The sequence below is a fragment of the Dactylosporangium cerinum genome (assembly GCF_042653625.1).
GTDB classification, from domain to species: domain Bacteria; phylum Actinomycetota; class Actinomycetes; order Mycobacteriales; family Micromonosporaceae; genus Dactylosporangium; species Dactylosporangium cerinum.
In genome coordinates this window covers 46,516-67,447 of the sequence record NZ_JBHSIU010000005.1, presented here as the reverse complement: position 1 = coordinate 67,447, position 20,932 = coordinate 46,516, and the positions used below count along the sequence as shown (strand labels likewise).

General features: G+C 69.7%; 23 protein-coding genes, 1 tRNA gene and 2 pseudogenes. 16 read left to right on the top strand and 10 right to left on the bottom strand.

Going from position 1 to position 20,932, the window contains the following annotated elements:
• Window positions 1-1,050: a sensor histidine kinase gene (locus tag ACFPIJ_RS03700; RefSeq protein ID WP_380113147.1), complete on the bottom strand. Its 1,050-nt coding sequence runs from the start codon at window positions 1,048-1,050 to the stop codon at window positions 1-3.
• Window positions 1,047-1,682, bottom strand: a complete 636-nt coding sequence (locus ACFPIJ_RS03695; RefSeq protein ID WP_203849105.1) for a response regulator — start codon at window positions 1,680-1,682, stop codon at window positions 1,047-1,049. Before ACFPIJ_RS03695 ends, ACFPIJ_RS03700 begins: the two co-directional genes overlap by 4 nt.
• A 502-nt stretch (window positions 1,683-2,184) precedes the next feature.
• On the opposite strand from ACFPIJ_RS03695, the gene urtA reads away from it, so the two are divergent.
• The 9 genes from urtA (at window position 2,185) to ACFPIJ_RS03650 (ending at window position 11,127) form a co-directional block, all read left to right on the top strand.
• Entirely contained in the window at window positions 2,185-3,483 is a 1,299-nt protein-coding gene (urtA, locus tag ACFPIJ_RS03690) for an urea ABC transporter substrate-binding protein (RefSeq protein ID WP_380113146.1), read from the top strand.
• An 89-nt stretch (window positions 3,484-3,572) separates the two neighbouring features.
• Window positions 3,573-4,457: an urea ABC transporter permease subunit UrtB gene (gene urtB, locus ACFPIJ_RS03685; RefSeq protein ID WP_380113145.1), complete on the top strand. Its 885-nt coding sequence runs from the start codon at window positions 3,573-3,575 to the stop codon at window positions 4,455-4,457.
• Window positions 4,454-5,548, top strand: coding sequence for an urea ABC transporter permease subunit UrtC (gene urtC / locus ACFPIJ_RS03680; RefSeq protein ID WP_380113144.1), 1,095 nt, complete (start codon window positions 4,454-4,456; stop codon window positions 5,546-5,548). Before urtB ends, urtC begins: the two co-directional genes overlap by 4 nt.
• On the top strand, window positions 5,545-6,363 hold the full coding sequence (gene urtD / locus ACFPIJ_RS03675) for an urea ABC transporter ATP-binding protein UrtD (protein WP_380113143.1): 819 nt from the start codon (window positions 5,545-5,547) through the stop codon (window positions 6,361-6,363). The genes urtC and urtD overlap by 4 nt, the downstream gene beginning before the upstream one ends.
• The gene (locus ACFPIJ_RS03670; RefSeq protein WP_380113142.1) at window positions 6,356-7,039 is read left to right on the top strand and encodes an ATP-binding cassette domain-containing protein; all 684 of its coding nucleotides are present in this window, start codon (window positions 6,356-6,358) and stop codon (window positions 7,037-7,039) included. The genes urtD and ACFPIJ_RS03670 overlap by 8 nt, the downstream gene beginning before the upstream one ends.
• 89 nt (window positions 7,040-7,128) lie before the next feature.
• Window positions 7,129-8,808: a purine-cytosine permease family protein gene (locus tag ACFPIJ_RS03665; protein WP_380113141.1), complete on the top strand. Its 1,680-nt coding sequence runs from the start codon at window positions 7,129-7,131 to the stop codon at window positions 8,806-8,808.
• Window positions 8,808-9,374: a TetR family transcriptional regulator gene (locus ACFPIJ_RS03660; protein ID WP_380113300.1), complete on the top strand. Its 567-nt coding sequence runs from the start codon at window positions 8,808-8,810 to the stop codon at window positions 9,372-9,374. Before ACFPIJ_RS03665 ends, ACFPIJ_RS03660 begins: the two co-directional genes overlap by 1 nt.
• Complete coding sequence (locus tag ACFPIJ_RS03655; RefSeq protein WP_380113140.1) at window positions 9,371-9,946, top strand: TetR/AcrR family transcriptional regulator; 576 nt, start codon at window positions 9,371-9,373, stop codon at window positions 9,944-9,946. The genes ACFPIJ_RS03660 and ACFPIJ_RS03655 overlap by 4 nt, the downstream gene beginning before the upstream one ends.
• 536 nt (window positions 9,947-10,482) lie before the next feature.
• A complete protein-coding gene (locus ACFPIJ_RS03650) occupies window positions 10,483-11,127 on the top strand; it encodes a sensor domain-containing protein (RefSeq protein ID WP_380113139.1) in 645 nt (214 codons plus the stop codon).
• Here ACFPIJ_RS03650 and ACFPIJ_RS03645 read toward each other — a convergent pair.
• A complete protein-coding gene (locus ACFPIJ_RS03645) occupies window positions 11,095-11,493 on the bottom strand; it encodes a winged helix-turn-helix transcriptional regulator (protein ID WP_380113138.1) in 399 nt (132 codons plus the stop codon). The genes ACFPIJ_RS03650 and ACFPIJ_RS03645 overlap by 33 nt on opposite strands.
• A gap of 111 nt (window positions 11,494-11,604) precedes the next feature.
• Between ACFPIJ_RS03645 and ACFPIJ_RS03640 the strand changes: the two genes are divergently transcribed.
• On the top strand, window positions 11,605-11,970 hold the full coding sequence (locus ACFPIJ_RS03640; protein WP_380113137.1) for a DoxX family protein: 366 nt from the start codon (window positions 11,605-11,607) through the stop codon (window positions 11,968-11,970).
• A 4-nt stretch (window positions 11,971-11,974) separates the two neighbouring features.
• Here ACFPIJ_RS03640 and ACFPIJ_RS03635 read toward each other — a convergent pair whose 3' ends face one another.
• A complete protein-coding gene (locus ACFPIJ_RS03635) occupies window positions 11,975-12,445 on the bottom strand; it encodes a hypothetical protein (protein WP_380113136.1) in 471 nt (156 codons plus the stop codon).
• 125 nt (window positions 12,446-12,570) lie between these two features.
• On the opposite strand from ACFPIJ_RS03635, the gene ACFPIJ_RS03630 reads away from it, so the two are divergent.
• Window positions 12,571-13,161 (top strand): HdeD family acid-resistance protein, encoded by a 591-nt coding sequence (locus tag ACFPIJ_RS03630; protein WP_380113134.1) that lies wholly within the window; start codon window positions 12,571-12,573, stop codon window positions 13,159-13,161.
• Window positions 13,162-13,219: 58 nt separating this feature from the next.
• On the opposite strand, the gene ACFPIJ_RS03625 is transcribed toward ACFPIJ_RS03630, so the two are convergent.
• Together ACFPIJ_RS03625 and ACFPIJ_RS03620 are read right to left on the bottom strand one after the other, a co-directional pair.
• Window positions 13,220-13,633, bottom strand: a complete 414-nt coding sequence (locus ACFPIJ_RS03625) for a hypothetical protein (protein WP_380113133.1) — start codon at window positions 13,631-13,633, stop codon at window positions 13,220-13,222.
• A gap of 87 nt (window positions 13,634-13,720) precedes the next feature.
• Window positions 13,721-14,209: a hypothetical protein gene (locus ACFPIJ_RS03620; protein WP_380113132.1), complete on the bottom strand. Its 489-nt coding sequence runs from the start codon at window positions 14,207-14,209 to the stop codon at window positions 13,721-13,723.
• 141 nt (window positions 14,210-14,350) lie between these two features.
• Here ACFPIJ_RS03620 and ACFPIJ_RS03615 point away from each other — a divergent pair, with 141 nt between their 5' ends.
• Window positions 14,351-15,634 (top strand): VWA domain-containing protein, encoded by a 1,284-nt coding sequence (locus ACFPIJ_RS03615; RefSeq protein ID WP_380113131.1) that lies wholly within the window; start codon window positions 14,351-14,353, stop codon window positions 15,632-15,634.
• A gap of 50 nt (window positions 15,635-15,684) precedes the next feature.
• Here ACFPIJ_RS03615 and ACFPIJ_RS03610 read toward each other — a convergent pair whose 3' ends face one another.
• On the bottom strand, window positions 15,685-16,446 hold the full coding sequence (locus tag ACFPIJ_RS03610) for a DUF899 domain-containing protein (RefSeq protein ID WP_380113130.1): 762 nt from the start codon (window positions 16,444-16,446) through the stop codon (window positions 15,685-15,687).
• A gap of 154 nt (window positions 16,447-16,600) precedes the next feature.
• Here ACFPIJ_RS03610 and ACFPIJ_RS03605 point away from each other — a divergent pair, with 154 nt between their 5' ends.
• The gene (locus ACFPIJ_RS03605; RefSeq protein ID WP_380113129.1) at window positions 16,601-17,134 is read left to right on the top strand and encodes a DM13 domain-containing protein; all 534 of its coding nucleotides are present in this window, start codon (window positions 16,601-16,603) and stop codon (window positions 17,132-17,134) included.
• Between the two features lie 170 nt (window positions 17,135-17,304).
• Here the strand turns inward: ACFPIJ_RS03605 and ACFPIJ_RS03600 are convergent.
• Window positions 17,305-17,380 (bottom strand) — tRNA-Arg (locus ACFPIJ_RS03600).
• Between the two features lie 227 nt (window positions 17,381-17,607).
• On the opposite strand from ACFPIJ_RS03600, the gene ACFPIJ_RS03595 reads away from it, so the two are divergent.
• Together ACFPIJ_RS03595 and ACFPIJ_RS03590 are read left to right on the top strand one after the other, a co-directional pair.
• Window positions 17,608-17,889: a hypothetical protein gene (locus ACFPIJ_RS03595; RefSeq protein ID WP_380113128.1), complete on the top strand. Its 282-nt coding sequence runs from the start codon at window positions 17,608-17,610 to the stop codon at window positions 17,887-17,889.
• 93 nt (window positions 17,890-17,982) lie between these two features.
• Window positions 17,983-18,195, top strand: a pseudogene (locus ACFPIJ_RS03590) (diguanylate cyclase domain-containing protein); the annotation flags it as partial.
• Between the two features lie 27 nt (window positions 18,196-18,222).
• Here ACFPIJ_RS03590 and ACFPIJ_RS03585 read toward each other — a convergent pair.
• A complete protein-coding gene (locus ACFPIJ_RS03585; RefSeq protein ID WP_380113310.1) occupies window positions 18,223-18,420 on the bottom strand; it encodes a hypothetical protein in 198 nt (65 codons plus the stop codon).
• Here ACFPIJ_RS03585 and ACFPIJ_RS03580 point away from each other — a divergent pair.
• A pseudogene (locus tag ACFPIJ_RS03580) lies at window positions 18,383-19,227 on the top strand (EAL domain-containing protein). The gene ACFPIJ_RS03585 and the pseudogene ACFPIJ_RS03580 overlap by 38 nt on opposite strands.
• A 297-nt stretch (window positions 19,228-19,524) precedes the next feature.
• Here ACFPIJ_RS03580 and ACFPIJ_RS03575 read toward each other — a convergent pair.
• On the bottom strand, window positions 19,525-20,712 hold the full coding sequence (locus tag ACFPIJ_RS03575) for a M20 metallopeptidase family protein (protein ID WP_380113127.1): 1,188 nt from the start codon (window positions 20,710-20,712) through the stop codon (window positions 19,525-19,527).
• Window positions 20,713-20,932: the final 220 nt, after the last annotated feature.

Below are 20,932 nucleotides of genomic sequence, written 5' to 3'. Positions count from 1 at the left end.
TCAGCTGACGGCTGGCAGGTGGCAGGTCACCTGCCAGCCGTCGCCGAGCGGACCGGCGGTCAGGTCGCCGCCGACGGACCTGACCCGCTCGTCGAGGCCGACGAGGCCGGTGCCGCCGCCGTCCCTTTCCAGCCGCGGTCCCGCGCTCTTGTCGTTCACGATCCGCAGCTCGACCCCCGGGCCTGTCGATGTCACGGTCACCGTCACGGTGGTCGCGGCCGGGGCGTGCCGGCGGACGTTGGTCAGTGCCTCGATCACCACGTGGTAGGCGGCCTTCGACGCGTCCGGGGACAGGTCCGGCACCGCCGGCATCGACAGCGTCGCCGCGGTCGGGCCGGTGGTGGAGAACCGGCGCACCACGTCCGGCAGGTCCGCGACGCCGTGGACGCGCTGTGACACCGGTCCGCGCAGGGTGCTGACCATCTGGTCCATGGCCTCCAGCGCCCGCAGGCCCGCCGCCTCGATGTCGGGCAGCGCCGCCGCCTGCGCCGCGATCACGATGCCGGTGACCTCGTGGGCAACCAGGTCGTGCAGGTCGCGGGCCAGGTCCAGGCGGTGCGCCCGGCGGGCCTGCTCCTCGGCCAGCCGCCGCCGGTGGTCGCCGAGCCGCAGGTACAGCCCGGTGCCGGTGGTGCAGACCGCCGCCGTGAACGCGGCCGCGACGAGCAGCACCGACGCCTCGACCCGGTCGCCGGGCACGTGCAGGGACATCCGCAGCGGCAGCGCGGTGACGGCGAGGCCGACGGCGACGACGGCACGGGCCGGTCCCCGGCGGGCGAGCGACACCAGCAGGACGGTCAGCGCAACGAACTCGACCGGCGCCCACAGCGCGGGCGGCTGCGGCGGGCCGGTGTAGAGCGCGTCGGTCAGCAAGGACCCGGCGGCGGCCAGCATCGCCGGCCACGGCGTGCGCGCGAGGGCGGCGACCGTCACGGCGGCCCCCGCGGCGGCGCCGGGAACGATGCCGGCGGGCCCGGTCAGCGGCAGCGCGCACAGCCACAGCAGCCCGACCGGCAGCACCACCAGGAGCAGCTTGAGGGGGCGGGTCACGGTGCCACGGTGCCCGTGTCCCACGCCCACACGGCGATCCCGACGCGGTTGCGCACGCCGAGCTTGCGCTGGATCGCGGCGACGTGCGTCTTGACCGTGCCCGCCGAGATGAACAGTTCGGCGCCGATCTCCGCGTTGGTGCGGCCCGCGCCGACGTGCGCGGCCACCTCCAGCTCCCGTTCCGTGAGCGCCTCGACCGGTGCGGGCCGGACCGGGCGGGGACCGGTGACGTGCTTCAGCAGCCGCACCGTGATCGAGGGGCTGATCAGGCTGTCCCCGGCGTACGCGGCGCGGACCGCCTCGGCCAGCAGCGCCGGCCCGGACCGTTTGAGCAGGAAGCCGGAGGCGCCGTCGCGCAGCGCCGGGTAGACGTACTCGTCCAGGTCGAACGTGGTGACCACGACGACCCGGGTCGGTCCGCCGGCGAGGTGCCGGGTCACGGTGAGGCCGTCCATGCGCGGCATGCGGATGTCGAGCAGGGCGACGTCCGGGGCGAGCTCCCGGGCCAGCCGCAGCGCCTCGACCCCGTCGGCGGCCTCGGCGACCACCTCGACGTCGGGCTCGGCGCCGAGGATCTGCCGCAGCCCCGCCCGCACCATCGGCTGGTCGTCGGCGATGAGCACGCGGATCACAAGGTGGAAGCCTAGGCCAGCCCGGCTTCCGTGCCACGAGCTCGGCAACAGGCGGCGCTCCCGTGGCGCCGTCCCGATCTGCCCGCCCGGTTCGTCTGGGGCCAAACGAGATCGGCTGTTGACCGCCCGGGCGACCCGGTGTACTGGCCGCCATCAAGGCGGGCCCCTGGCCCAACCCGGATGTCAGAAGTGTGCCATGACTGCCACGCCCCCTCCGACTGTGGCAGTACTTTGACATCGTCATTCCACGATTTTCCACGTATTTGCAGGGCAATTGGACTGCAGTCGGGCCCGTGGTTACAGGGTTGGAACGGTCAAGAAATGTCAGAGTAATGACTCGGGGTCAACCTGCTCTCACCTGCACAGTCGGCTGCACCTTTCCGGCGACACGGGGTGGGGCGCTCGGGACGCCGGCGGTTCGCCCTGGACATGTGTATCCGCACGATCCGCCGTGCCGCGACCCAGGCGTCACGCCCCTTTACCAGGAACGGAGCTCTCACATATGTCCACCACCAGCAAGCGGCTGCGCACGCTTGTGGCCACGGGCGCCATCGGGACGACCGTGGCCCTCGTGCTCGCCGGCTGTGGCGCCAAGGCCGGCGACGAGGAGAAGCCCGGCGGGGCGGCTTCGGCGGCCAGCTGCATCGACACCTCCGGCGACACGATCAAGCTCGGCTTCCTCAACTCCCTGACCGGCGGCATGGCGATCTCCGAGAAGACCGTCTCCAACGTGCTGCACATGGCTGCCGACGAGATCAATGCCAGCGGCGGCATCCTCAAGAAGAAGATCAAGTACGTCCAGGAGGACGGCGCCACCGACTGGCCCACCTTCGCGGAGAAGACCGAGAAGCTGCTCACCCAGGACTGCGTCGGCGCGATCTTCGGCGGCTGGACCTCGTCCTCCCGCAAGGCCGTCAAGCCGGTCGTCGAGAAGAACAACGGCCTCTTCTTCTACCCGGTGCAGTACGAGGGCCTCGAGGCGTCGCCGAACATCTACTACACCGGTGCGACCACCAACCAGCAGATCATCCCCGCGATGGACTTCCTCGCCTCCAAGGGCGTGAAGAACCTGTTCCTCGCCGGCAGCGACTACGTCTTCCCGCGCACCGCGAACGCGATCATCAAGCTCTACGCGGCCAAGCTCGGCATCAAGATCGTCGGTGAGGAGTACGTGCCTCTCGACAAGGACGACTGGACCACCCAGGTGGCGAAGATCAAGGCGGCCAAGCCCGACTTCATCTTCAACACCATCAACGGCTCGTCGAACGTCGGCTTCATCAAGGCCTACTACGACGCCGGCCTCACCGCGGAGACGACGCCGATCATCTCGGTGTCGATCGCCGAGGAGGAGGCGCCGGCCATGGGTCACGCGGTCACCGGCCACTACGCGTCGTGGAACTACTTCCAGTCGCTCAAGACCGACACCAACCAGAAGTTCATCGACAGCTGGAAGGCATACCCCAACAGCAGCGGCGTCACCTCCGACCCGATGGAGGCCGCCTACATCTCGCTGTACCTGTACAAGGCACTCGTCGAGGCGGCCGGCTCGTTCGACGTCAACGCGGTGAACGCCGCGGCGAAGAAGGGCGGCATCACGTTCGCCGCGCCGGAGGGCACCGTCACGCTCGACGGCGAGAACCACCACATCTCGAAGCCGGGTCACATCGGCAAGATCAACGCCAGTAACCAGTTCGACATCGTCTGGTCCTCCGACGCGTTCATCAAGCCCGACCCGTTCCTCAAGGGCTACGACTGGTTCCCGGCGAGCGTCCGTGACCAGCTCGTGAAGTCCGCCGGCTGACAGTTCCACCCGGACGCGGGGTTGCGTCAGGCAACCCCGCGTACCCCGGATCCCCCGCACACCCACCTCCGCACAGAGAGCGAGAGCACGTGGACTCACTGATCCCACCGCTGCTGAACGGCAGCGCACAGGGTGCGCTGCTCCTGCTCGCCGCGCTCGGCCTCTCGCTCACGTTCGGCCAGATGGGCGTGATCAACATGGCCCACGGCGAGTTCCTCATGATCGGCGCATTCACCGCCTACCTCGTCCAGCAGGTCATCGACTCCAGCGACCTGTCGATCCCGGTCGCGCTGCCGGTCGCGTTCCTCGTCGCCGGACTGTTCGGCCTCCTGCTGGAGGTCAGCATCATCCAGTGGATGTACCGCAGACCCCTCGACACCCTGCTCGTCACGGTCGGTGTCAGCCTGATCCTGCAACAGGCGGCGCTGCAGATCTTCCCGTCCCAGGGCGTCCCGGTGGAGAAGCCGGGCTGGCTCGACGGGCAGTTGACCATCCTCGGCTACGACTGGCCGCTGCGGCAGGTGTTCACCATCGTGCTCGCGACCGTCTGCGTCGCCGCGCTGGCGGCCTGGCTCAAGTACACCTCGTTCGGCCGCCGCATCCGGGCGACCGTGCACAACCGGGACCTCGCCGAGACCGCGGGGATCTCCACCCGCACCGTCGACCGCCTGACCTTCTTCGTCGGGTCGGGGCTGGCCGGGGTCGCCGGAGTGGCCGCGTCGCTCATCGGCGGCACGAACTCCACGATGGGCGTGCAGTACATCATCCCGGCCTTCCTCGTCGTCGCCGCAGGCGGCATCGGCCAGCTCAAGGGCACCATCATCGCCGCATTGGCGGTGGGCGTCGGCCTCTCGTGCTTCGCCTACTGGACGACCGGCAGCCTCGCGCAGGTGCTTGCCCTCATCCTCGTGATCGTCTTCCTGCAGGTGCGCCCGCAGGGCCTGTTCACGGTGCGAACCAGGAGTCTGGTATGACCAAACTGAAGCCCTGGCTTTCCCTCTCCGGCATCGGGGTGTTCGCCGTCCTGCTCCTCGCGGTCGCTCCCCTCGTGCTCACCGATCACTGGCTCAGCAACCTCGGCAAGTACCTCTGCTGGGCCATGGCCGCCGTCGGCATCGGCCTGGCGTGGGGCCGGGGCGGGATGCTCGTCATGGGCCAGGGGGTGTTCTTCGCTCTCGGTGCCTACTCGATGGCCATGCACCTCACGCTGGAGACCGCAGGTGACGGGGTGCCGGGGTTCATGGTGCTCTATGATCCGCTCGCGCCGCTCCCGGCGTTCTGGGAGCCGTTCCGCAGCACGGCGTTCACCCTGCTGGCGATCGTGCTGCTCCCGGTGATCGCGGCCGGCCTCCTCGGCTACGCGCTGTTCAAGCGCCGCGTGAAGGGCGCGTACTTCGCGATCCTGACGCAGGCGCTCGCCGTCGCGCTCGCCACCCTGGTCAGCTCCACGATCCGCGAGACCGGCGGCGACACCGGACTCAGCGACTTCAAGTACTTCTTCGGTTACGTGCTGAACGACCCGGCGAACAGGACCATGGTGTACCTCATCACGGCCGCGCTGCTCGTCGTGTGCCTGCTCGTGGTGTGGCAGCTCTACCGCAGCCGCTTCGGTGAGCTCCTCGTCGCCACCCGGGACGCCGAGGAGCGCGTGCGCTTCCTCGGCTACGACCCGGCCAACGTCAAGCTCGTCGCCTTCGTCGGCGCAGCGCTGATGGCAAGCATCGGCGGAGCGATGTTCGTGCCCATCGTCGGCATCATCACTCCGGCCGAGATCGGTGCTGCTGCCTCGATCCTCATGATCGCGGGCGTTGCCTTCGGCGGCCGCGCCTCGCTCTTCGGCCCCGCGCTCGGCGCGATGGCGGTCGGCTGGGGGCAGTCGAGCCTCGGCTCCACCTGGCCCGACGGCTGGACCTACATCATCGGCCTGCTGTTCGTCGTCGTCATCCTCTTCCTGCCGAAAGGACTGTCATCGGTGCCGGCCAGGTTCATGGCAGTGCGACGGGGCCCGGGCGAACAGCCCGCGGCGCCGACCGCCACCCTGCAGCTCGAGGAGGCGAAGTCGTGACCGACTCGCTCGTCGTCACGGACCTCCACGTCGAGTTCTCGGGCTTCGTCGCGGTCGGCGGCGTCTCCTTCGACGCGCACCCCGGCGAGGTCCGGTTCCTCATCGGCCCGAACGGTGCCGGCAAGACGACCTGCATCGACGCCATCACGGGGCTCTCCGCGGCCACCGGGTCGGCGAGGCTCGGCGAGCAGGAGCTGCTCGGCAGGCCGGTGCACAAGATCGTCCGACTCGGGGTCGGCCGCACGTTCCAGACCGCGAGCGTCTTCGACGAGCTCTCGGTGCTGCAGAATCTCGACATCGCCGCCGGACGCCACCGCCACTGGGCCTCGCTGCTACGGACCCGGCGTGGCGTCGACCCGTCGATCATGCAGGCGCTCGATGAGACAGGACTCGCCGGCGAGCTCGCCACGCCGGCCGGCATCCTGTCGCACGGCCAGAAGCAGTGGCTGGAGATTGCGATGCTGCTCGTGCAGGACGCGAGGGTGCTGCTGCTCGACGAACCCGTCGCCGGTATGAGCCAGGACGAGCGCACCGCGACCGGCGAGCTCCTGCAGCGCGTCGCGGCGAAGCGCATTGTGCTGGTGGTCGAGCACGACATGGACTTCATGCGCCGCTTCGCCACCCGCGTGACGGTGCTGCACCAGGGCAAGGTGCTCTCGCACGGCACGGTGGCCGAGGTGCAGGCCGACCCCAAGGTGCAGGAGGTCTACCTGGGCACCGCGGGCGCCGCGACCACGGCCGCCATGGCGGCCGTGCCCGAAGCGGCAGCCGCAGGGCTCGCAAGCTCGCAGCAGGAGGAGGACTCACATGCTTGAGCTCACCGACATCGAGGCCGGCTATGGGCGCACGCGGGTGCTGCACGGGGTGACGGTCCCGGCCGGGAAGGTCGTGGCCGTGCTCGGCCACAACGGCGCCGGCAAGACGACGCTGCTGCGTGTCGCGATCGGGCTCATCAAGCCGACGAAGGGCCGCGTGTTCTTCGACGGCGAGGACATCTCGTCGCTGGCCCCCAACAAGCGCGTCGCTCGCGGCATGGCGTACGTGCCGCAGGGTCAGCAGGCGTTCGGCCAGCTCACCACGCTCGAGAATCTGCAGCTCGTCGCCGACGGGCGCCGGGGCGGCAAGGCCCTCATCGACGCGCAGCTGGCTCGCTTCCCCGCACTGGAGCAGTTCGCAGCCCGCAAGGCCGGCCTGCTCTCGGGCGGGCAGCGCCAGCAGCTCGCGATCGCCCGCGCCCTGATCACCGAGCCGAAGCTGCTCATCCTCGACGAGCCGACCGAGGGCATCCAGCCCACGATCGTCGCCGAGATCGAGCACACCATCGTGCAGCTGGCCAGTGAGGGCATCGATGTGCTGCTCGTCGAGCAGCACATCGGCTTCGCCCTCGAGGCCGCCGAGCGGTACGTCGTGCTCGCCTCGGGCTTCGTCACACAGACCGATGAGGGGGGATCGGCAGCCGTCTCCACCGTGCGGGCCGCCATGGCGATCTGAGCCGACATTGCTGTTTTCCGGGCCTGCAATGCCGTCGTAACAACGGGCCCGGATGATGCCCCACGCCTAGCGCGTGAGGGGATGCCATTGTGAGCAGAACAGGCAACGCGCGCGCGGCCGCGGAGGACAGCCTCGAGGACTATGCCTTCCGATATGTGCCGCGCACCTTCCGGCGCTGGAGCGCGGCCTCCGTCGGCGCGACCGCCCTCGGGTCCATCGCGTTCCTCGCCGATTTCTCGATCGGCGCGAGCGTCGGCATCGACCACGGCACCATCAACGCCGTGCTCGGCATCCTGTTCGCGCCGGTCATCATCATCATCGTGGGCGTGCCCGTCGCCTACTACGCCGCCCGCTACAACCTCGACCTCGACCTCATCGCCCGCGGCTCGGGATTCGGCTACTACGGCTCGATCATCACAACAGTGGTCTTCGCGGGTTTCACCTGCATCTTCTTCGCCCTGGAGGGCGCCATCATGGCGCAGGGGCTGCAGGTGGCGACGGGGATGCCGCCGTGGCTCGGCTATCTCATCTCGACCGTGGTCGTGATCCCGATCGTCATCTACGGCATGCGTGCACTGGAGCGCCTGCATTTCTGGACCACGCCCATGTGGCTCGCCCTCGCCCTGCTGCCGCTGCTGTGGATCCTCGTCTCCGACCCCGAGTCGGTGCGCGCCTTCACGTCGTTCAGCGGCAATTCCGACGGCTCGATCGGTTTCGGCGCCGTTGTCTCAAGCGCGGCCGTGTGCTTCGCCCTCACCCCGCAGCTTGCGGAACAGATCGACTACATCCGCGCCATGCCGCCGCGCACGCCGGCGAACGCCCGCTCGTGGTGGACGTCGTTCGCGCTGGCCGGCCCCGGCTGGGTCATCTTCAGCGGCACCAAGCAGGTGATCGGGGTGTTCCTGGCCGTCTACGTCCTGGTGAAGGTGGATGCCACCCTCGGGCACAACGCGACCGAGCCGGTCAAGCAGTTCGTCGGCATGTACCAGACCCTGTTCCCCGACTGGCTCGCCATCGTCCTCGCCCTCCTGCTCATCGTGGTCGCGCAGGTGAAGATCAACGTGACGAACGCGTACTCAGGCTCGCTCGCCTGGTCGAACGTCTTCACCCGGGTGACGAAGCATTACCCCGGTCGCACGATCTTCGTGCTGCTCAACCTCGTGATCGCGTACGGGCTCATGATGCTGGACGTCTTCACCCTCATCTCGTTCGTGCTGAGCCTCTACGCGAACGTCGTCATGGCGTGGCTCGTGACGATCGCCACCGACATCGCGATCAACAAGTGGGTGCTGCGCATCTCGCCGCGCTTCCCGGAGTTCCGCCGCGGCATGCTGCACGACTGGAACCCGGTGGGGCTCGTGTCGGTGGGACTCGCCTCGGTGCTTTCGCTGCTCGCGTTCGCCGGGCTGCTCGGCACCGCCGTCAAGCCGTTCTCGGTGCTCATCGCGATCGGCGTCGCGTTCGTCGCCACGCCGGTCATGGCCCTCGCCACGCGGGGGCGCTACTACCTCCGCCGCCGCTCCGACGGCATCGACTCCCCCCTGTTCGACGAGCACGGCAACCCCTCGGGTGAGCGGTTCCGCTGCCACGTCACCGGCTATATGTTCGAGCGGCCGGATATGCTGGCCTCGGCGCAGCGAGGGTCGCACGGCCAGTTGCAGTACGTCTCGTCGCTGGCGCTCACGCTCGACAATTCCGATCGCTACGTGCTTCCGCCGGAAGTCACCGGCCCCCCGCACCGGGCGACCGATCGAGGCAGGGGAACGTGATGGAGGAGCCGGTCGACACCGCGACCGCGATTCTGGCGAGCGCTGCGGCTCTGCTGCGTGAGCACACGTTCGACGACATCTCCTATCGTGCCCTCGCCGACGAGGTCGGCATCTCGGAGCGCACGGTCTACCGCCAGTACCCCACGCGTGCGCACCTGCTCGCCGCACTTTCGAACTGGATTGAGCAGACCCATTTCCCGCTGCCGCCGTTCGTGACCGTGGCCGATTTCCGCGCCGCTGTGCACGACCGCTTCCGCGCCTTCGACGCGTCGCCCGCGTACGCATACGTCGGCGCACGGGCGTCCGCGATCTCGCTGACGATCGACGCCGAGCCCGCCTACATCACGCGTGCGATCGAGGCGATGCTCGACGTGTCGGCTTCGACGCTCAACCGACGGGATCGGCGGCGGGTCGCGGCATCCCTGCGGTACTTCTCGTCGGCGATGTTCTGGGCGCGACTGCGCACGGGCTTCGACATGGATGCCGGCGAGATCTGCGACGCGTTCGATCGCGCCGTGGGCACCATGCTCGCGAGGCTGCTCGACGCGACGTGGGCGAAGCCGTGACCGGGTCGACGGACGTCCCGGCGTTGAGCGGCACGCAAGCAGCCATCCTCGCCGCCTATGCCGAGCTGATCGAGGAAGTCGGCAGCGACGACGTGTCGTTCCGGCTCGTCGCGCGCCGGGCCGGCATCGCCGAGCGCACGGTGTTCCGCAACTATCCCACGCGGGTCGATCTGCTGCTGGCGACCGCGACGTGGATCGAGGCGACGGTGTTCGTCCGCGAGGAGTCGCACTCGATCTTCGACATCCCCCTCGCGATCCGCGACGCGATGCAGCGGTACGACGAGCGGCCGGAGCTCGCACACGTCGTAGCCGAGACGGCGATGCGCGGCGTGAGCGGCGCGGCGCCGGCGCTCGGCCGGCCGCACCTCGAGCGGCTGCTGGATGCCGAGGTGCCATCCCTCGACGCGGCGCAGCGCAGGGCGGTCATCGTGGCGCTGTCCCACCTCGACTCCGCCGCGACCTGGGTGACGTTTCGCCGCGAGTTCGGCATGGACCGGCGTGACATCGCCGACGCCGCCGCGTGGGCGGCGGAGGCGGTGCTCGACAGCATCCGCAACCGCGTCGCCCTGTAGGGCCGCGTAGCCGAAAATGCACGATCGTCACGTCAGCCTGCCGACGCCGGTCCAGATCCCGGCAGCAGCCATGTGCAGCGTGTCATTGGGCGCCTGCCGACCGGCCGCTGCACGTCGTCGTAGCCGAGATGGCGTCTTCGTCGTCCGCGTGACCGTGTTCGACCCCCACTTGCCGTTCGCCCGTCCGAGTGCAGCAGCCACGCCACAGGTGCTGGTGACCACCCGCGAGGTGCCAACCGGCCCGGTCGAGCCGTGGCGGGTGCGATCAGCGTCGGTTGCAGGACCTTCCGCAGATGCAGGCAGTCGCTGACGCTCCGCATCGAGGTGGCGGAGACCCGGAAGCTGGTGGGTGAGGTGGTGTTGTTCTGGCGTAGCCGGGAGCAACGCTCGCCGGCGAGTGGGCTGGGAACTGCAATTGGCATGATCTCTGACCTGAACCCGTGGGGAGAAAGCGCTCGGCACTGGGGTGGGCCCTACCAACGAGAGGGCGGCTCGCCGGATCGGTTGTAGCGGCGCCGGCGCCTAGCGTCGATGGCATGACCGCGACCTTGCTCGAGACGCCCCGCACCACCATCGCTTCCGCGACCGGCCTCCCGGCCCGGGTCGCCGCCGACACCCGCTACGTCCTCACCGGGTTCCCGCTGGCGCTTGGCGGACTGGTCCTGTGCATGACCGGCTTCGTCGCCGGGGTCAGTCTGGCGGTGGTCTGGGTCGGGGTGCCGCTGATGATCGCCGCCATGACGTTGTCACGGGTGTTCGCCAGGGCGGAGCGGGCACGCATCGCCGCGGTGCTCGGAAAAGCGAAGGCGGAGGCGGAGGCTGGGCAGGTCCGGCAGCCCCGGCACCGCGTCGCCTTCACCGATCCGCAGGCCTGGCGGGACCTGGCGCACGCGTCGTTGCGCATCATCCCCAGCACGGTCGCGTTCTCGGTCGTGGTCACCTGGTGGGCCGGGGTGCTCGGCGGGCTGAGCTGGGCGCTGTGGGGGTGGGCGCTGCCGGACGGGCAGGGGTTGCCCGAGCTGCTCGGCCTCGGCGACGCCTACCTCACGGCGGTGGCGTTCTACCTGGTCGCGGCGCTGCTCTTCGCCGTCACCCTGCCCGTTGCCGTCCACGGCGCCGCGCGGTTCGAGGCCCGGTTCGCCCAGGTGCTACTCAGCCCCGCGGCGCTGCCCGAGGCCTGAGTTCAGCTGGTACGCCTCCCGGCTGGCCTCGATGTGCGGCACGTGCTCGATCGCCCAGCCGGCGAGAGCGAGCGCGGGCGGGATCAGGCTCTTGCCGGTGGGGGTCAGGGTGTACTCGACCCGTGGCGGGACCTCGGCGTACACCGTGCGGGAGACCAGGCCGTCGCGCTCCAGGTTGCGCAGCGTCAGGGTCAACATCCGCTGGGAGATGCCGGGGATCTGCTGGTGGAGGTCGGTGAAGCGCAGCGTGCCCTGGTCGAGGGTGGCGACGACGAGCAGCGTCCACTTGTTGCAGATCTGGTCGAGGATCGCCCGGAGCGTCTGGCCGCCGTCGCCGCGGATCATGCAGGTGTGCTCGTACTGCACAGTGACAACCCCTTGTGCCTCACGTACATCCGTGTGCCTTTTGTAAGCCCCTCAATAGTGACGCATCATGTGCCTACTTACGACTGGTAACCATCCTGGTGAGGGGCGCTCATGGAGATCGCGTACTGGATCGTCGGCGGGTTGCTCGCGGTGTTCTACCTGTACGCCGGCGGCAAGAAGGTCGCGCAGAGTCAGGAGCAGCTCCAGCCGATGATGGGCTGGGTCGACCGCGTGCCGATGCCGCTGGTGAGGACGATCGGGGTGCTGGAGGTCCTCGGTGCGGTCGGGTTGATCCTGCCGCCGCTGACCGGGATCGCGCCGTGGCTCGCCGTGGCCGCCGCGGCCGGGCTCGTGCTGATCCAGGTCGGTGGCATCGCGGTGCACCTGTCCCGGGGTGAGGCCCGCCTGATCGGCCTCAACATCGGCCTCCTGGTGACCGCCGCCGTCGCCGTCTGGCTGGGCACCACCTGGCGCTGACCGGCTAGTGCAATGTGATCTTGAGCAGGATCATCAGGACGCCGAACGCACCGGCGACCAACGCCGACACCAGCCGTTCCGGGCGGGTGAGCTGGCCGTTCCGGCCCACCTCCCAGCCGGCCAGGCACAACAGCAACGTACTGCAGACGAGCGCGGACAACACCGCGGCACGGAGCGGGGCACCCCCGAGCCGCAGCACGGTCAGGACGGCCACCGGCAGGGCGGACGCCGTCACGATCTCCCAGCCGGTGGTCAACTGTGCCCGCACCTCGGGTGCGGTCGGCCGGCGGTGCGCGTGGATGCGTTGTGCCACCAGGCGGGAGTACCGCTCGGCGGTCCAGTAGACGACGAGGGCGACCAGGACCGCCCCGATCACGGCCGCGGCTGAGGCGGCGTGGGACGAGGCCATCACGGCCGCGCCGATGATGACGCCATAGATGCCCGCCGCGGTGCTCTCCTCGTCGGGTCCGGTCACCCAGAAGTGATGCCGGTGTACCCGTGACCTGATCCGCATCGTCACCGTCCTGTTCGCCCGCCACGGGGGATGGCGAGCCGTGATTGTGGGTGAAGCGTGGGTGATACAGGAGCGAAGGAGGGAAAATGGCGACGTTTTCAGCGAGACACGGCGACGCCCCTCGGCGCGGCGTGGCGCACGGTTCCCCGGCTACGGCCGCCGTGCCGTTCAAACAGACCCTGACGTTGGGCGTGATCACCGCCCTGTTCGGGATCGTGGTGCTGGCCTGGCCGGGCGAGACGCTGCGGGTCCTCGGTGCGCTGGTCGGCGTCTGGCTGCTCGTGGCCGGCGTGATGCGGGTGGCGGCGGCACTGACCGAGCATCAGGGGATGGGACGGCGGGTGCTGACCGGGGTGGTCGGTGCCGCGATGATCATCGGTGGGGTGGCCTGCCTGCGCGACGTTGCCAACGGCGTGGTGGTCCTCGCGTTGATCGTGGGGTTGGCCTGGCTGCTGACCGGCGTGTCGGAGATCGGGATCGGGATGATGACGCACGGCCGGGCGCGGATCTGGCTGACCACCATGGGCGTCGCGTCGCTGGTCGTCGGCCTGGTGTTCGTCGTGTGGCCCGGCGTGACGCTGACCGCGATGGTGCTGCTGACCGGCATCAGCGCCCTGGTGATCGGGTGCGTGGAGATCGCGTTCGCATTCATCATGCGGCGGGAGGCCCGAGCCTGAGAGGCCCCACAGAAGAAGCAGGAACGGCAGGCGGCGCCCCGGGGCGCCGCCTGCCGCGTCATTTCGACTCGGACTTGCGGGTGTGGGACCGGGCTGCCGTGGCCTTCGCGGGTCTCGCAGTACCACCGGTCGTCGGTTCCTCATCCTCGCCGTCGTCCAGAACCTTCATGATTCTCGGCGCGAGCACCTCCGCCAGCGCCGGTGCGATCGCGTCGGCGAGCACCCCGGCGAGGGCCTCGGCGATGAGCATCCGCTCCAGCGTCGAGCCGCCCGAGCGGCCGCGCATGGTGGACCGGACCCCCTCGAGCAGGCCGCCGGGGGCCGGGGCGCGCCCCTGGGCGCGACCTCGACCCGTGGTCTTCGTGCTCTGGTCGGCGTTGTCGAGGATCTCCAGGATCAGCTCGTCGATCAGGGCTTCGACATGTTGGTGTGGTTGGTCCGGATCATTGGGTACGGGCGAGTCAGCCGCCACGATGGTGCCTCCCTCAGATGGGCAAATGCCCCGCCCCCCGGCCGCGAACAGCCGGAGGACGGGATCGGGATGAACAGGCGGCCCCGGTCAGTTGCGCGCCATCATGGCGGCCAGCAGAAGGGGGTGCTCGACGATGTTCTTGCCCCGCCGCTTACGGCCGGCGAGCGCCATGAGCAGCAGCGGGTTGTCCATGATGCTGTCGCCGTCGTCGCGGCGGCGACGGGCGAGGGCGGCGAGCAGCAGCGGGTGTTCGATGCCGGACTCGCTGTCGTCGTCGCGGCGGCGGCGGGCGAGCGCGGCCAGCAGGAGCGGGTGTTCGATGCCGGGCTCGTCGTCATCGTCGCGGCGGCGGCGGGCGAGCGCGGCCAGCAGGAGCGGGTGTTCGATGCCGGACTCGCTGTCGTCGTCGCGGCGGCGGCGGGCGAGGGCGGCGAGCAGCAACGGGTGTTCGAACAGGGTGTCGCCACGCTCCTCCCGGCGTGCCATCAGCGCCGCCAGCAGCAGCGGATGCAGGACGCCTTCTTCTTCCCGCTCACCGGTTTCGGTACGGGTGCGTTCAGCGGTGGAACTGGTCACGGGTGCTCCCTTGATCAGTAGATCCGTCACGGGCCGCCTCGCGGCGCGTGCGCTTACGGGATCCACAATCCGGCTCCGGCACCGGCAAGCACCCACCCGAGCCGCATGAACGGCTGGCCCGGCTGTGATGCAATCTTTCGCGTGACCATTGCGATCCTGGCCCGTGGGCAGAACACGGCGCTGCCGCCGGCGCCGTCGTACACCGTCGTGGTCAGCCACGCGTCCGGGCCCGAGGTGGACCTCGTGGCGTTCCTGCTCGACGAGACCGGCCGGGCGCCCGGCGACGAGGCAATGGTCTTCTACAACCAGCCCACCGGCGCCGGGGTGCGCTGGCTGCCGCCCGAGACCGCCGGCGGGGTGACCCGGCACCGCCTCGAAGTGACGCCGGGAGGGTGGGCGGGGACGACCGCCCGGGTGCGGATCGGCCTGACGGTTGCCGGTGCCACGTTCGCCGCGGTACCAGATCTGCGGGCGGCGCTGCACGGGGACGGCGGGGAGCTGTACGCGCTGGACCTCGGCACGCCGACCGTGCAGGACGCGCTCATCGTCGGCGACGTCTACCGGCACCGCGACGCGGTCAAGGTGCGGTGCGTCGGGGACGGCTTCACCGACGGCCTGCGCGGGCTCATCACCGACGTGGGGCTGACGGTCGACGAAACGGTCGACGACGCGGCGCCCCTGGCCGAGACCACGGCACCCGCGATCCAGCTCACCAAGGCCAAGCAGATCAGCCTCGCCAAGCCTGCCGCCGGCGCCTCCAGCGTCGACCTGCGCAAGTACGCCGTCGCGGTGTCGCTGGTCAAGAGCGGCCTGGACGGGCGCACGTTCCGGGTGGTGCTCGCGATCGACTGCAGCGGCTCGACGAAGAAGCTGTTCCGCAGCGGCGTCATGCAGCGCTCGCTGGAGCGGATGGTCGTGATCGCCGACCTGCTGGACGACAACGGCGAGATGGAGGTGTGGTTCTTCGGCGACTTCCCGGTGCGGTCGGCGCCGGTGCGCACCACCACCGCGCACGACTACCTGGAGCGGCAGGCCGACGACAAGAAGCGCGCGGAGGGCGGCAACTTCGAGCCCCGGGTGATGAAGGAGATCCTGGACTGGACGGCGGCCGAGCCGTCGCCGCACCCGACGCTGGTGCTGTTCTGGTCCGACGGCGGCGTGCACGCCGAGAAGCAGATCAAGGAACTGCTGGTGCGTTCCAGCAACCAGCCGGTGTACTGGATGTTCCTCGGCCTCGGCGTTGCCGACTACGGGGTCCTCGCCCGGCTGGACGACGTGCGCGGCGGGATGGTCGACAACGCCGGCTTCATCCCGATCGACGACATCGACCTGCTGTCGGACGAGGACCTGTACGGCCAGATCTTCGGCAACTTCGTCAGCCGCTGGCACACCGCCGCCGCCGCGGCCGGCATCCTGCGGTCCTGAGGACACGGGTGCCCACCACCCCGTGAATGGTGGGCACCCGCAAACCCCGGTCAGGAACGGGCGTACTCGTCCTTGCGCCGCCACCAGACGCCGGTCTCGTTGCGGCCGCGGGGGGCCCGGTCCAGCCACGAGTACATGCCCCAGATGCCGTCCACACCGCGCTCGTACGAGGAGTAGGTGTGGTAGACGGCGCCGTCGTCGAGCACGAACGCGCTCACGCCCGGGCCCTGCTGCCGGTACGTCGACCAGTCGACGCCGACACCCGACGCCATTTCGATCACGCTCGGGGGCAGCTCCCCGGCCGGTCGCACGTCCATCTGGCGGTAGTTGTACTCCACGCTGCCGGAGCGCCACTCCTCGGCGGAGTGGGTCACGCGGAAGTCGTAGTTGAAGTCGCTTCCGGCCGAGGACGCCCACGGGAACGTCCAGCCCATCCGCTGCTTGTACCCCTGCAGCTTCGCCAGCGGCGCCTGCGAGACGGCGTGCAGCGTGACGTCGTGATTGGCGAGATGGACGACGGAGCCGTTGAAGCCGTCCGCGATCGACGAGCACGACGGGCAGCCGGCGGTGTAGTCGGGTCCGAACATGAAGTGGTAGACGAGCAGCTGCGAGTTGCCCCGGAACAGGTCGGCGAGGGTGGCCGGCCCGTCGTCGGTGTCGAAGCGGTACTCCTTGTCGACGCGCACCCAGGGCAGCTCCTGCCGCTGCCGGGCCACCTCGTCGCTGCGCCGCGTGAGTTCCTTCTCCGCCTTGAGCAGTTCCAGCCGCGCCGCGAGCCACTCCTCGCGGGTCCCGGTCGTGTGGTCGGTCATGATGTGTTCTCCCTTCGTCGCAACCTAACGGTTGCACATCCTCGCGCGAATGGCAACCAAAAGGTTGCGTCAGGATTGGCTCGGAGCTGTCGTAAGGAGCCGGTAACCACGTGACATCTGGCCCCGGTCCGGGGCGACCGGTTCACTCGGAGGCATGACGCGCAAGCCGTTGACGTGGATCGTGCTCGCGGGACTCGCCGTGGGGGTCGGGTTCGGCCTGTACTGGTTCGCGCCCTGGCGCCTGTTCACCGACACCACCGTGCGGGAGGCCCTGACCACGCCCGCGCCCACCGTGGCTGGTTCTGGTTCTGGTTCTGGTTCTGGTTCTGGTTCCAACGCCGCCGTCGTCGTGGCGCAGGGCACGTTCGTCACCCACGAACACGACACGTCCGGCACCGCGCGGATCGTGCGGCTGCCCGACGGCACGCACCGGCTGGAGATCGAGGGGCTCGACACCTCCGACGGGCCGGACCTGCGCGTGTGGCTCACCGACCAGCCGGTCGTCACCGGCAAGGCCGGCTGGCAGGTCTTCGACGACGGCCGGTACGTCGAACTCGGCAAGCTCAAGGGCAACAAGGGCGACCAGGTGTACGCAATCCCCGCGGCCACTGACGTCACCGCTCTGCGCTCGGTGACGATCTGGTGCAAGCGCTTCTCGGTGTCCTTCGGCGCCGCGCAGCTCGCTTAGCCGGGCCGCCGAGGCGGGCGACGGAGCCGAGGCGCTGACCAACACGTCCGCATCCCGGTCGCGCCGGTCTCCGCCATGCGGACGCCAGCACCTCGACAAGGCGGCCCGGAGGGCCAGTGGCACGCGAACGGCACGCAAGCCCAGGACGAACGTGCAAGATGTCTCTGGTCTGGTGCCCCCGGCAGGATTCGAACCTGCGACACACGGTTTAGGAAACCGTTGCTCTATCCCCTGAGCTACGAGGGCGCGGTGCACAGTGTACCGACGCCCCCGCTGACCTGCGTCGCCATATCCCGCCCCGGCGTGACCTGGCTTCGTTCGGGCTGGTGGGAGCGGGGGCCGATCACACAATCGGCGTTTGCGATGGGCGGGGTCCGTCCGGTATGCCCGGTTGGTTCGCCGTGACCCTGGGTGGTTCGCTTCGTCGAGCACTCTTCGAGCCAGTGCGGCGGTCGAAGGCGTGGTACCACAGAGTGATCCCGCTTGCGGATACTTGGTTCGCCGAACATCTCGCGTCGCTGAAGAGGGGGCCATTCGTGACCGAGGCGTCGAACTGGCGAGACGTCAGGGCGCAGGCTGGCGCCGCCGACCCAACCTGGGACAGCGCCGAGTGGGTAGCTCGGCGCCAGGACGACATCCGCGCGGAACTCGGCGACGGCGACAGCGACGCGCTGAACGCGGAACGGGTCCGGACCGAGGCGTGGGTCAGCGCCTTCCACTTCGCCGAGGTTCGATCTTTGTCTAAAGACATCTAATTCCACCTAAGAAGCACCATGACGCGCTGCTCGTGAGCTGCGACGGGCCGCCGTCGGTGGAGTCAACGGCACCGGACCCCCGCCCGAGCGCACCTGCCGTGTGGACGTCGACCAGCTCATCTGGCCACGCTCGGGCACAACGTCGGCGACCGGCTCATCGTGTCCGCCGCCCACCGGCTCACTGCGGCGGCCACCGTCGGCGAGTTCGTTGCGCGGCTCGGTGGCGACGAGTTCGCGGTGCTGACCCGGATCGCCGACGGGCTGCCTGCCGACCAGTCCGCGGCCGCGCTCGGCGAGCGGTTCCGGCAGGCGATCGCCACGCCCGATCCGGCGCTACCAGGCCGGCGCGCACAGCGTGGCCAGCGTCGGCGTCGCGAGCGCCGGCGCCGACGCGGAGACGCTGCTGCGCGAGGCGGACCTGGCGATGTACCGGGCGAAGCGGGCCGGCGGCGACAAGGTCCGGGTCGCGCTGAACGTCGGCGCCCAGCCCGGTTTGCGTCCGGGCGCCGGCGACGACATCGTCCGCGCCATCGAACACGGTGAACTCCGGCTGTTCTACCAGCCGATCATCGGCGTCACCGACGGATGGGTCCAGTCCGTCGAGGCACTCGTCCGCTGGCAGCACCCCCAGCACGGGCTGCTGACCCCTGACCAGTTCCTGGCGGACGTGCGCCGGGCCAGGCGGCTGCCGGCCCTGGACAGCTGGGTGCTCGACCGCGCGTGCGCCGACCTCGCCGCCTGGGACGCCACGCTCGGCAGCCAGGCGCCGCGGTGCGTCAACGTGAACCTCACCCTCGAAACGCTCTGTGCCGACGATCTCGCCGACCAGTGCGCCGCCGCGCTGCCGCAGGCGGCGTTGACCCGGACCGCCTGCGGGTGGAACTGCCCGAGTCGGCCGACCTCGCCCAGCTGCAGGATGTCGTCGGGCAACTGCATGACCTGCGCGACCACGGCGTCGGCATCGTCCTGGACGACATGGTCGCGGGCGTGGCGACGTTGCGGCATTTGTCGGCCCTGTCGGTCACCGGTATCAAGATCGACCGCTTGTTCGTCGCCGGCATGCTGGACAACCGCAACGACCACGCCGTCGTCAAACTGCTCGGCGACCTCGGCCAGAGCCTGGGCATCGACGTGACTGCCGAGGGTGTCGAGGTCGACGGGCAGCTGGACTGGCTGCGACGGCTGCAGGTGCCGTACGCGCAGGGCCACCACCTCGGCATGCCCGCGCCCGCCGACCACCTCACCCCGCTGCTGCGCACCGGCCGCCCCCGGTACCTGGGCCGTGTGCCGTTCCAGCAGCTGGAACGCCAGGTCGAAGTGGGACGCCACCGGGGGTAGGCGTTCACTGCGCAGGCTCGAACCGAATCCGAGGGCACCGGCTGAAACCGATGCGCGGACTACGGACCGATACGACAGCACAGGTCATCATCGCCAGACACGCCTTCACGCAGAGCCTCCGACGCGGACACTACGAACTCGCCGTCGACGCCCCGCCCGCGCTGCGGGTCGCCACAGCGTTCGCCGAACTCGCCCCACGCGATCTGACCGCGGACCCGACACGGGCACAACACGTCCGCCGATCCCACAACGCAACTGTGCCCTGCGCGTCGATCGACAGCTACAACCGCTGACCGGTCAGCGGGCGCCGAGGGCGTGGAGCCGGTGCGACAGCAGGCCCGTCATCGCCCGGACTCCGACGCCGATGGCCCGCTCGTCGGCGGCGAAGTCCGGCGCGTGGGCCACGCCGTTGATGCCGGCGGCGGGGTCGGCGACGCCGAGGTACAGCATCGCTCCGGGGACGCGCTGCAAGAACAGTCCGAAGTCCTCGCCGTTGAACGGGAACGCGGCGTGCAGCACGGTGACGGACTGCGGGCCGAGTGTGCCGCGGAGGAAGTCGGCGGCCGTGTTGCTGAGCTGCGGCGAGCACACCATCGGCGGGAAGGGCTCCGGGACGAACGTGACCCGGGCGCCGTCGACGGACTCGACGAGGCGCCGTACCTCGGCACGGATCTCCGGATAGCGGTCGTGTGGCCATGCCCGAACCGAGACCCGGATCTGTGCTCGCCGGTCGTCCTCGGTGAGGTCGGACCGGACGAAGACGAATCGCGCCAGCGGGCCGTCCGGCCGCTGCAGGTCGTCCACCAGCCGCGCGTACTGTTCGGGGGTCTGCGGGCGCTGCACCGTCGACAGCGCGTCGATCGCGGCGCGCAGACGCGCGGCGTCGGATCCGGACACCTCGATGTCGAACGTGTCCTGCCCGGGCAGGCCGTAACCGGGCATGACCGCGAACGCGCCGACTGGCAGCGGGCTGCAGTGCAGCGCGTAGATCTCCTGCGGCTCGATCCGGTCGAGGGCGCCGTCGGCGAGCATCGCCCGGGCGCCCTCGACGTTCTCCTCGGCCGGCTGGAACACGAACACCACGCGACCGCTGAGGCGGTGCCGGAGCCGCGCGAACACCTGGGCGACGCCCACGCCGATCGCGGTGTGGACGTCGTGGCCGCACAGGTGCGCCACTCCCGGCACCTGCGAGGCGAAGTCACTGCCGTACAGCTCGCTGCTGGGAACGGCGTCCAGGTCGGCGCGGTAGGCGACAGTCGGCCCGTCGCGCTCGCCGTCGAGGACCGCCACGACGCCTTGACCGCCCACGCCGACCGAGACGGCCAGACCCGCGGCCCGCAGCCGGTCCGCGACGAGGGCGGCCGTGCGCCGTTCGTCGCCGGCCAGCTCGGGCCAGCGGTGAATGTCACGGCGTAGCGCGACCAGGTCGTCTTCGAGCTCGGCCGTTGTCGTGTCGATCGATGCGCGATCCGGTACCGCTGCCACGACGCCAACGGCAGGACCTCGACGCCTGGTACTGAAACGGCGTTTCGTCACGTGTGATCACCTTCGATTCTTTGCGGTAGTTGCTGGCTTTCGCTTGGGCTTAGACCGTGTCTCATTTGGGGTGACGTAGGATGGTTGATGTTGTTCAATGAGTTTGTGTCCGATATGGAGCGTTGGTGTCCTGATGCGCGTGGGAGATCGCTGAGCCGTTGATCCCGGC

Coding starts and splice junctions, on each gene's coding strand:
- ACFPIJ_RS03585 (WP_380113310.1), bottom strand. CDS start 18,420: ATGGCGCGGACGATGTCGTCGCCGGCGCCCGGACGCAAACCGGGCTGG.
- ACFPIJ_RS03610 (WP_380113130.1), bottom strand. CDS start 16,446: ATGACCGACCACACGACCGGGACCCGCGAGGAGTGGCTCGCGGCGCGG.
- ACFPIJ_RS03640 (WP_380113137.1), top strand. CDS start 11,605: ATGGAGATCGCGTACTGGATCGTCGGCGGGTTGCTCGCGGTGTTCTAC.
- ACFPIJ_RS03630 (WP_380113134.1), top strand. CDS start 12,571: ATGGCGACGTTTTCAGCGAGACACGGCGACGCCCCTCGGCGCGGCGTG.
- ACFPIJ_RS03650 (WP_380113139.1), top strand. CDS start 10,483: ATGACCGCGACCTTGCTCGAGACGCCCCGCACCACCATCGCTTCCGCG.
- ACFPIJ_RS03660 (WP_380113300.1), top strand. CDS start 8,808: ATGGAGGAGCCGGTCGACACCGCGACCGCGATTCTGGCGAGCGCTGCG.
- ACFPIJ_RS03670 (WP_380113142.1), top strand. CDS start 6,356: ATGCTTGAGCTCACCGACATCGAGGCCGGCTATGGGCGCACGCGGGTG.
- urtC (WP_380113144.1), top strand. CDS start 4,454: ATGACCAAACTGAAGCCCTGGCTTTCCCTCTCCGGCATCGGGGTGTTC.
- urtA (WP_380113146.1), top strand. CDS start 2,185: ATGTCCACCACCAGCAAGCGGCTGCGCACGCTTGTGGCCACGGGCGCC.
- ACFPIJ_RS03605 (WP_380113129.1), top strand. CDS start 16,601: ATGACGCGCAAGCCGTTGACGTGGATCGTGCTCGCGGGACTCGCCGTG.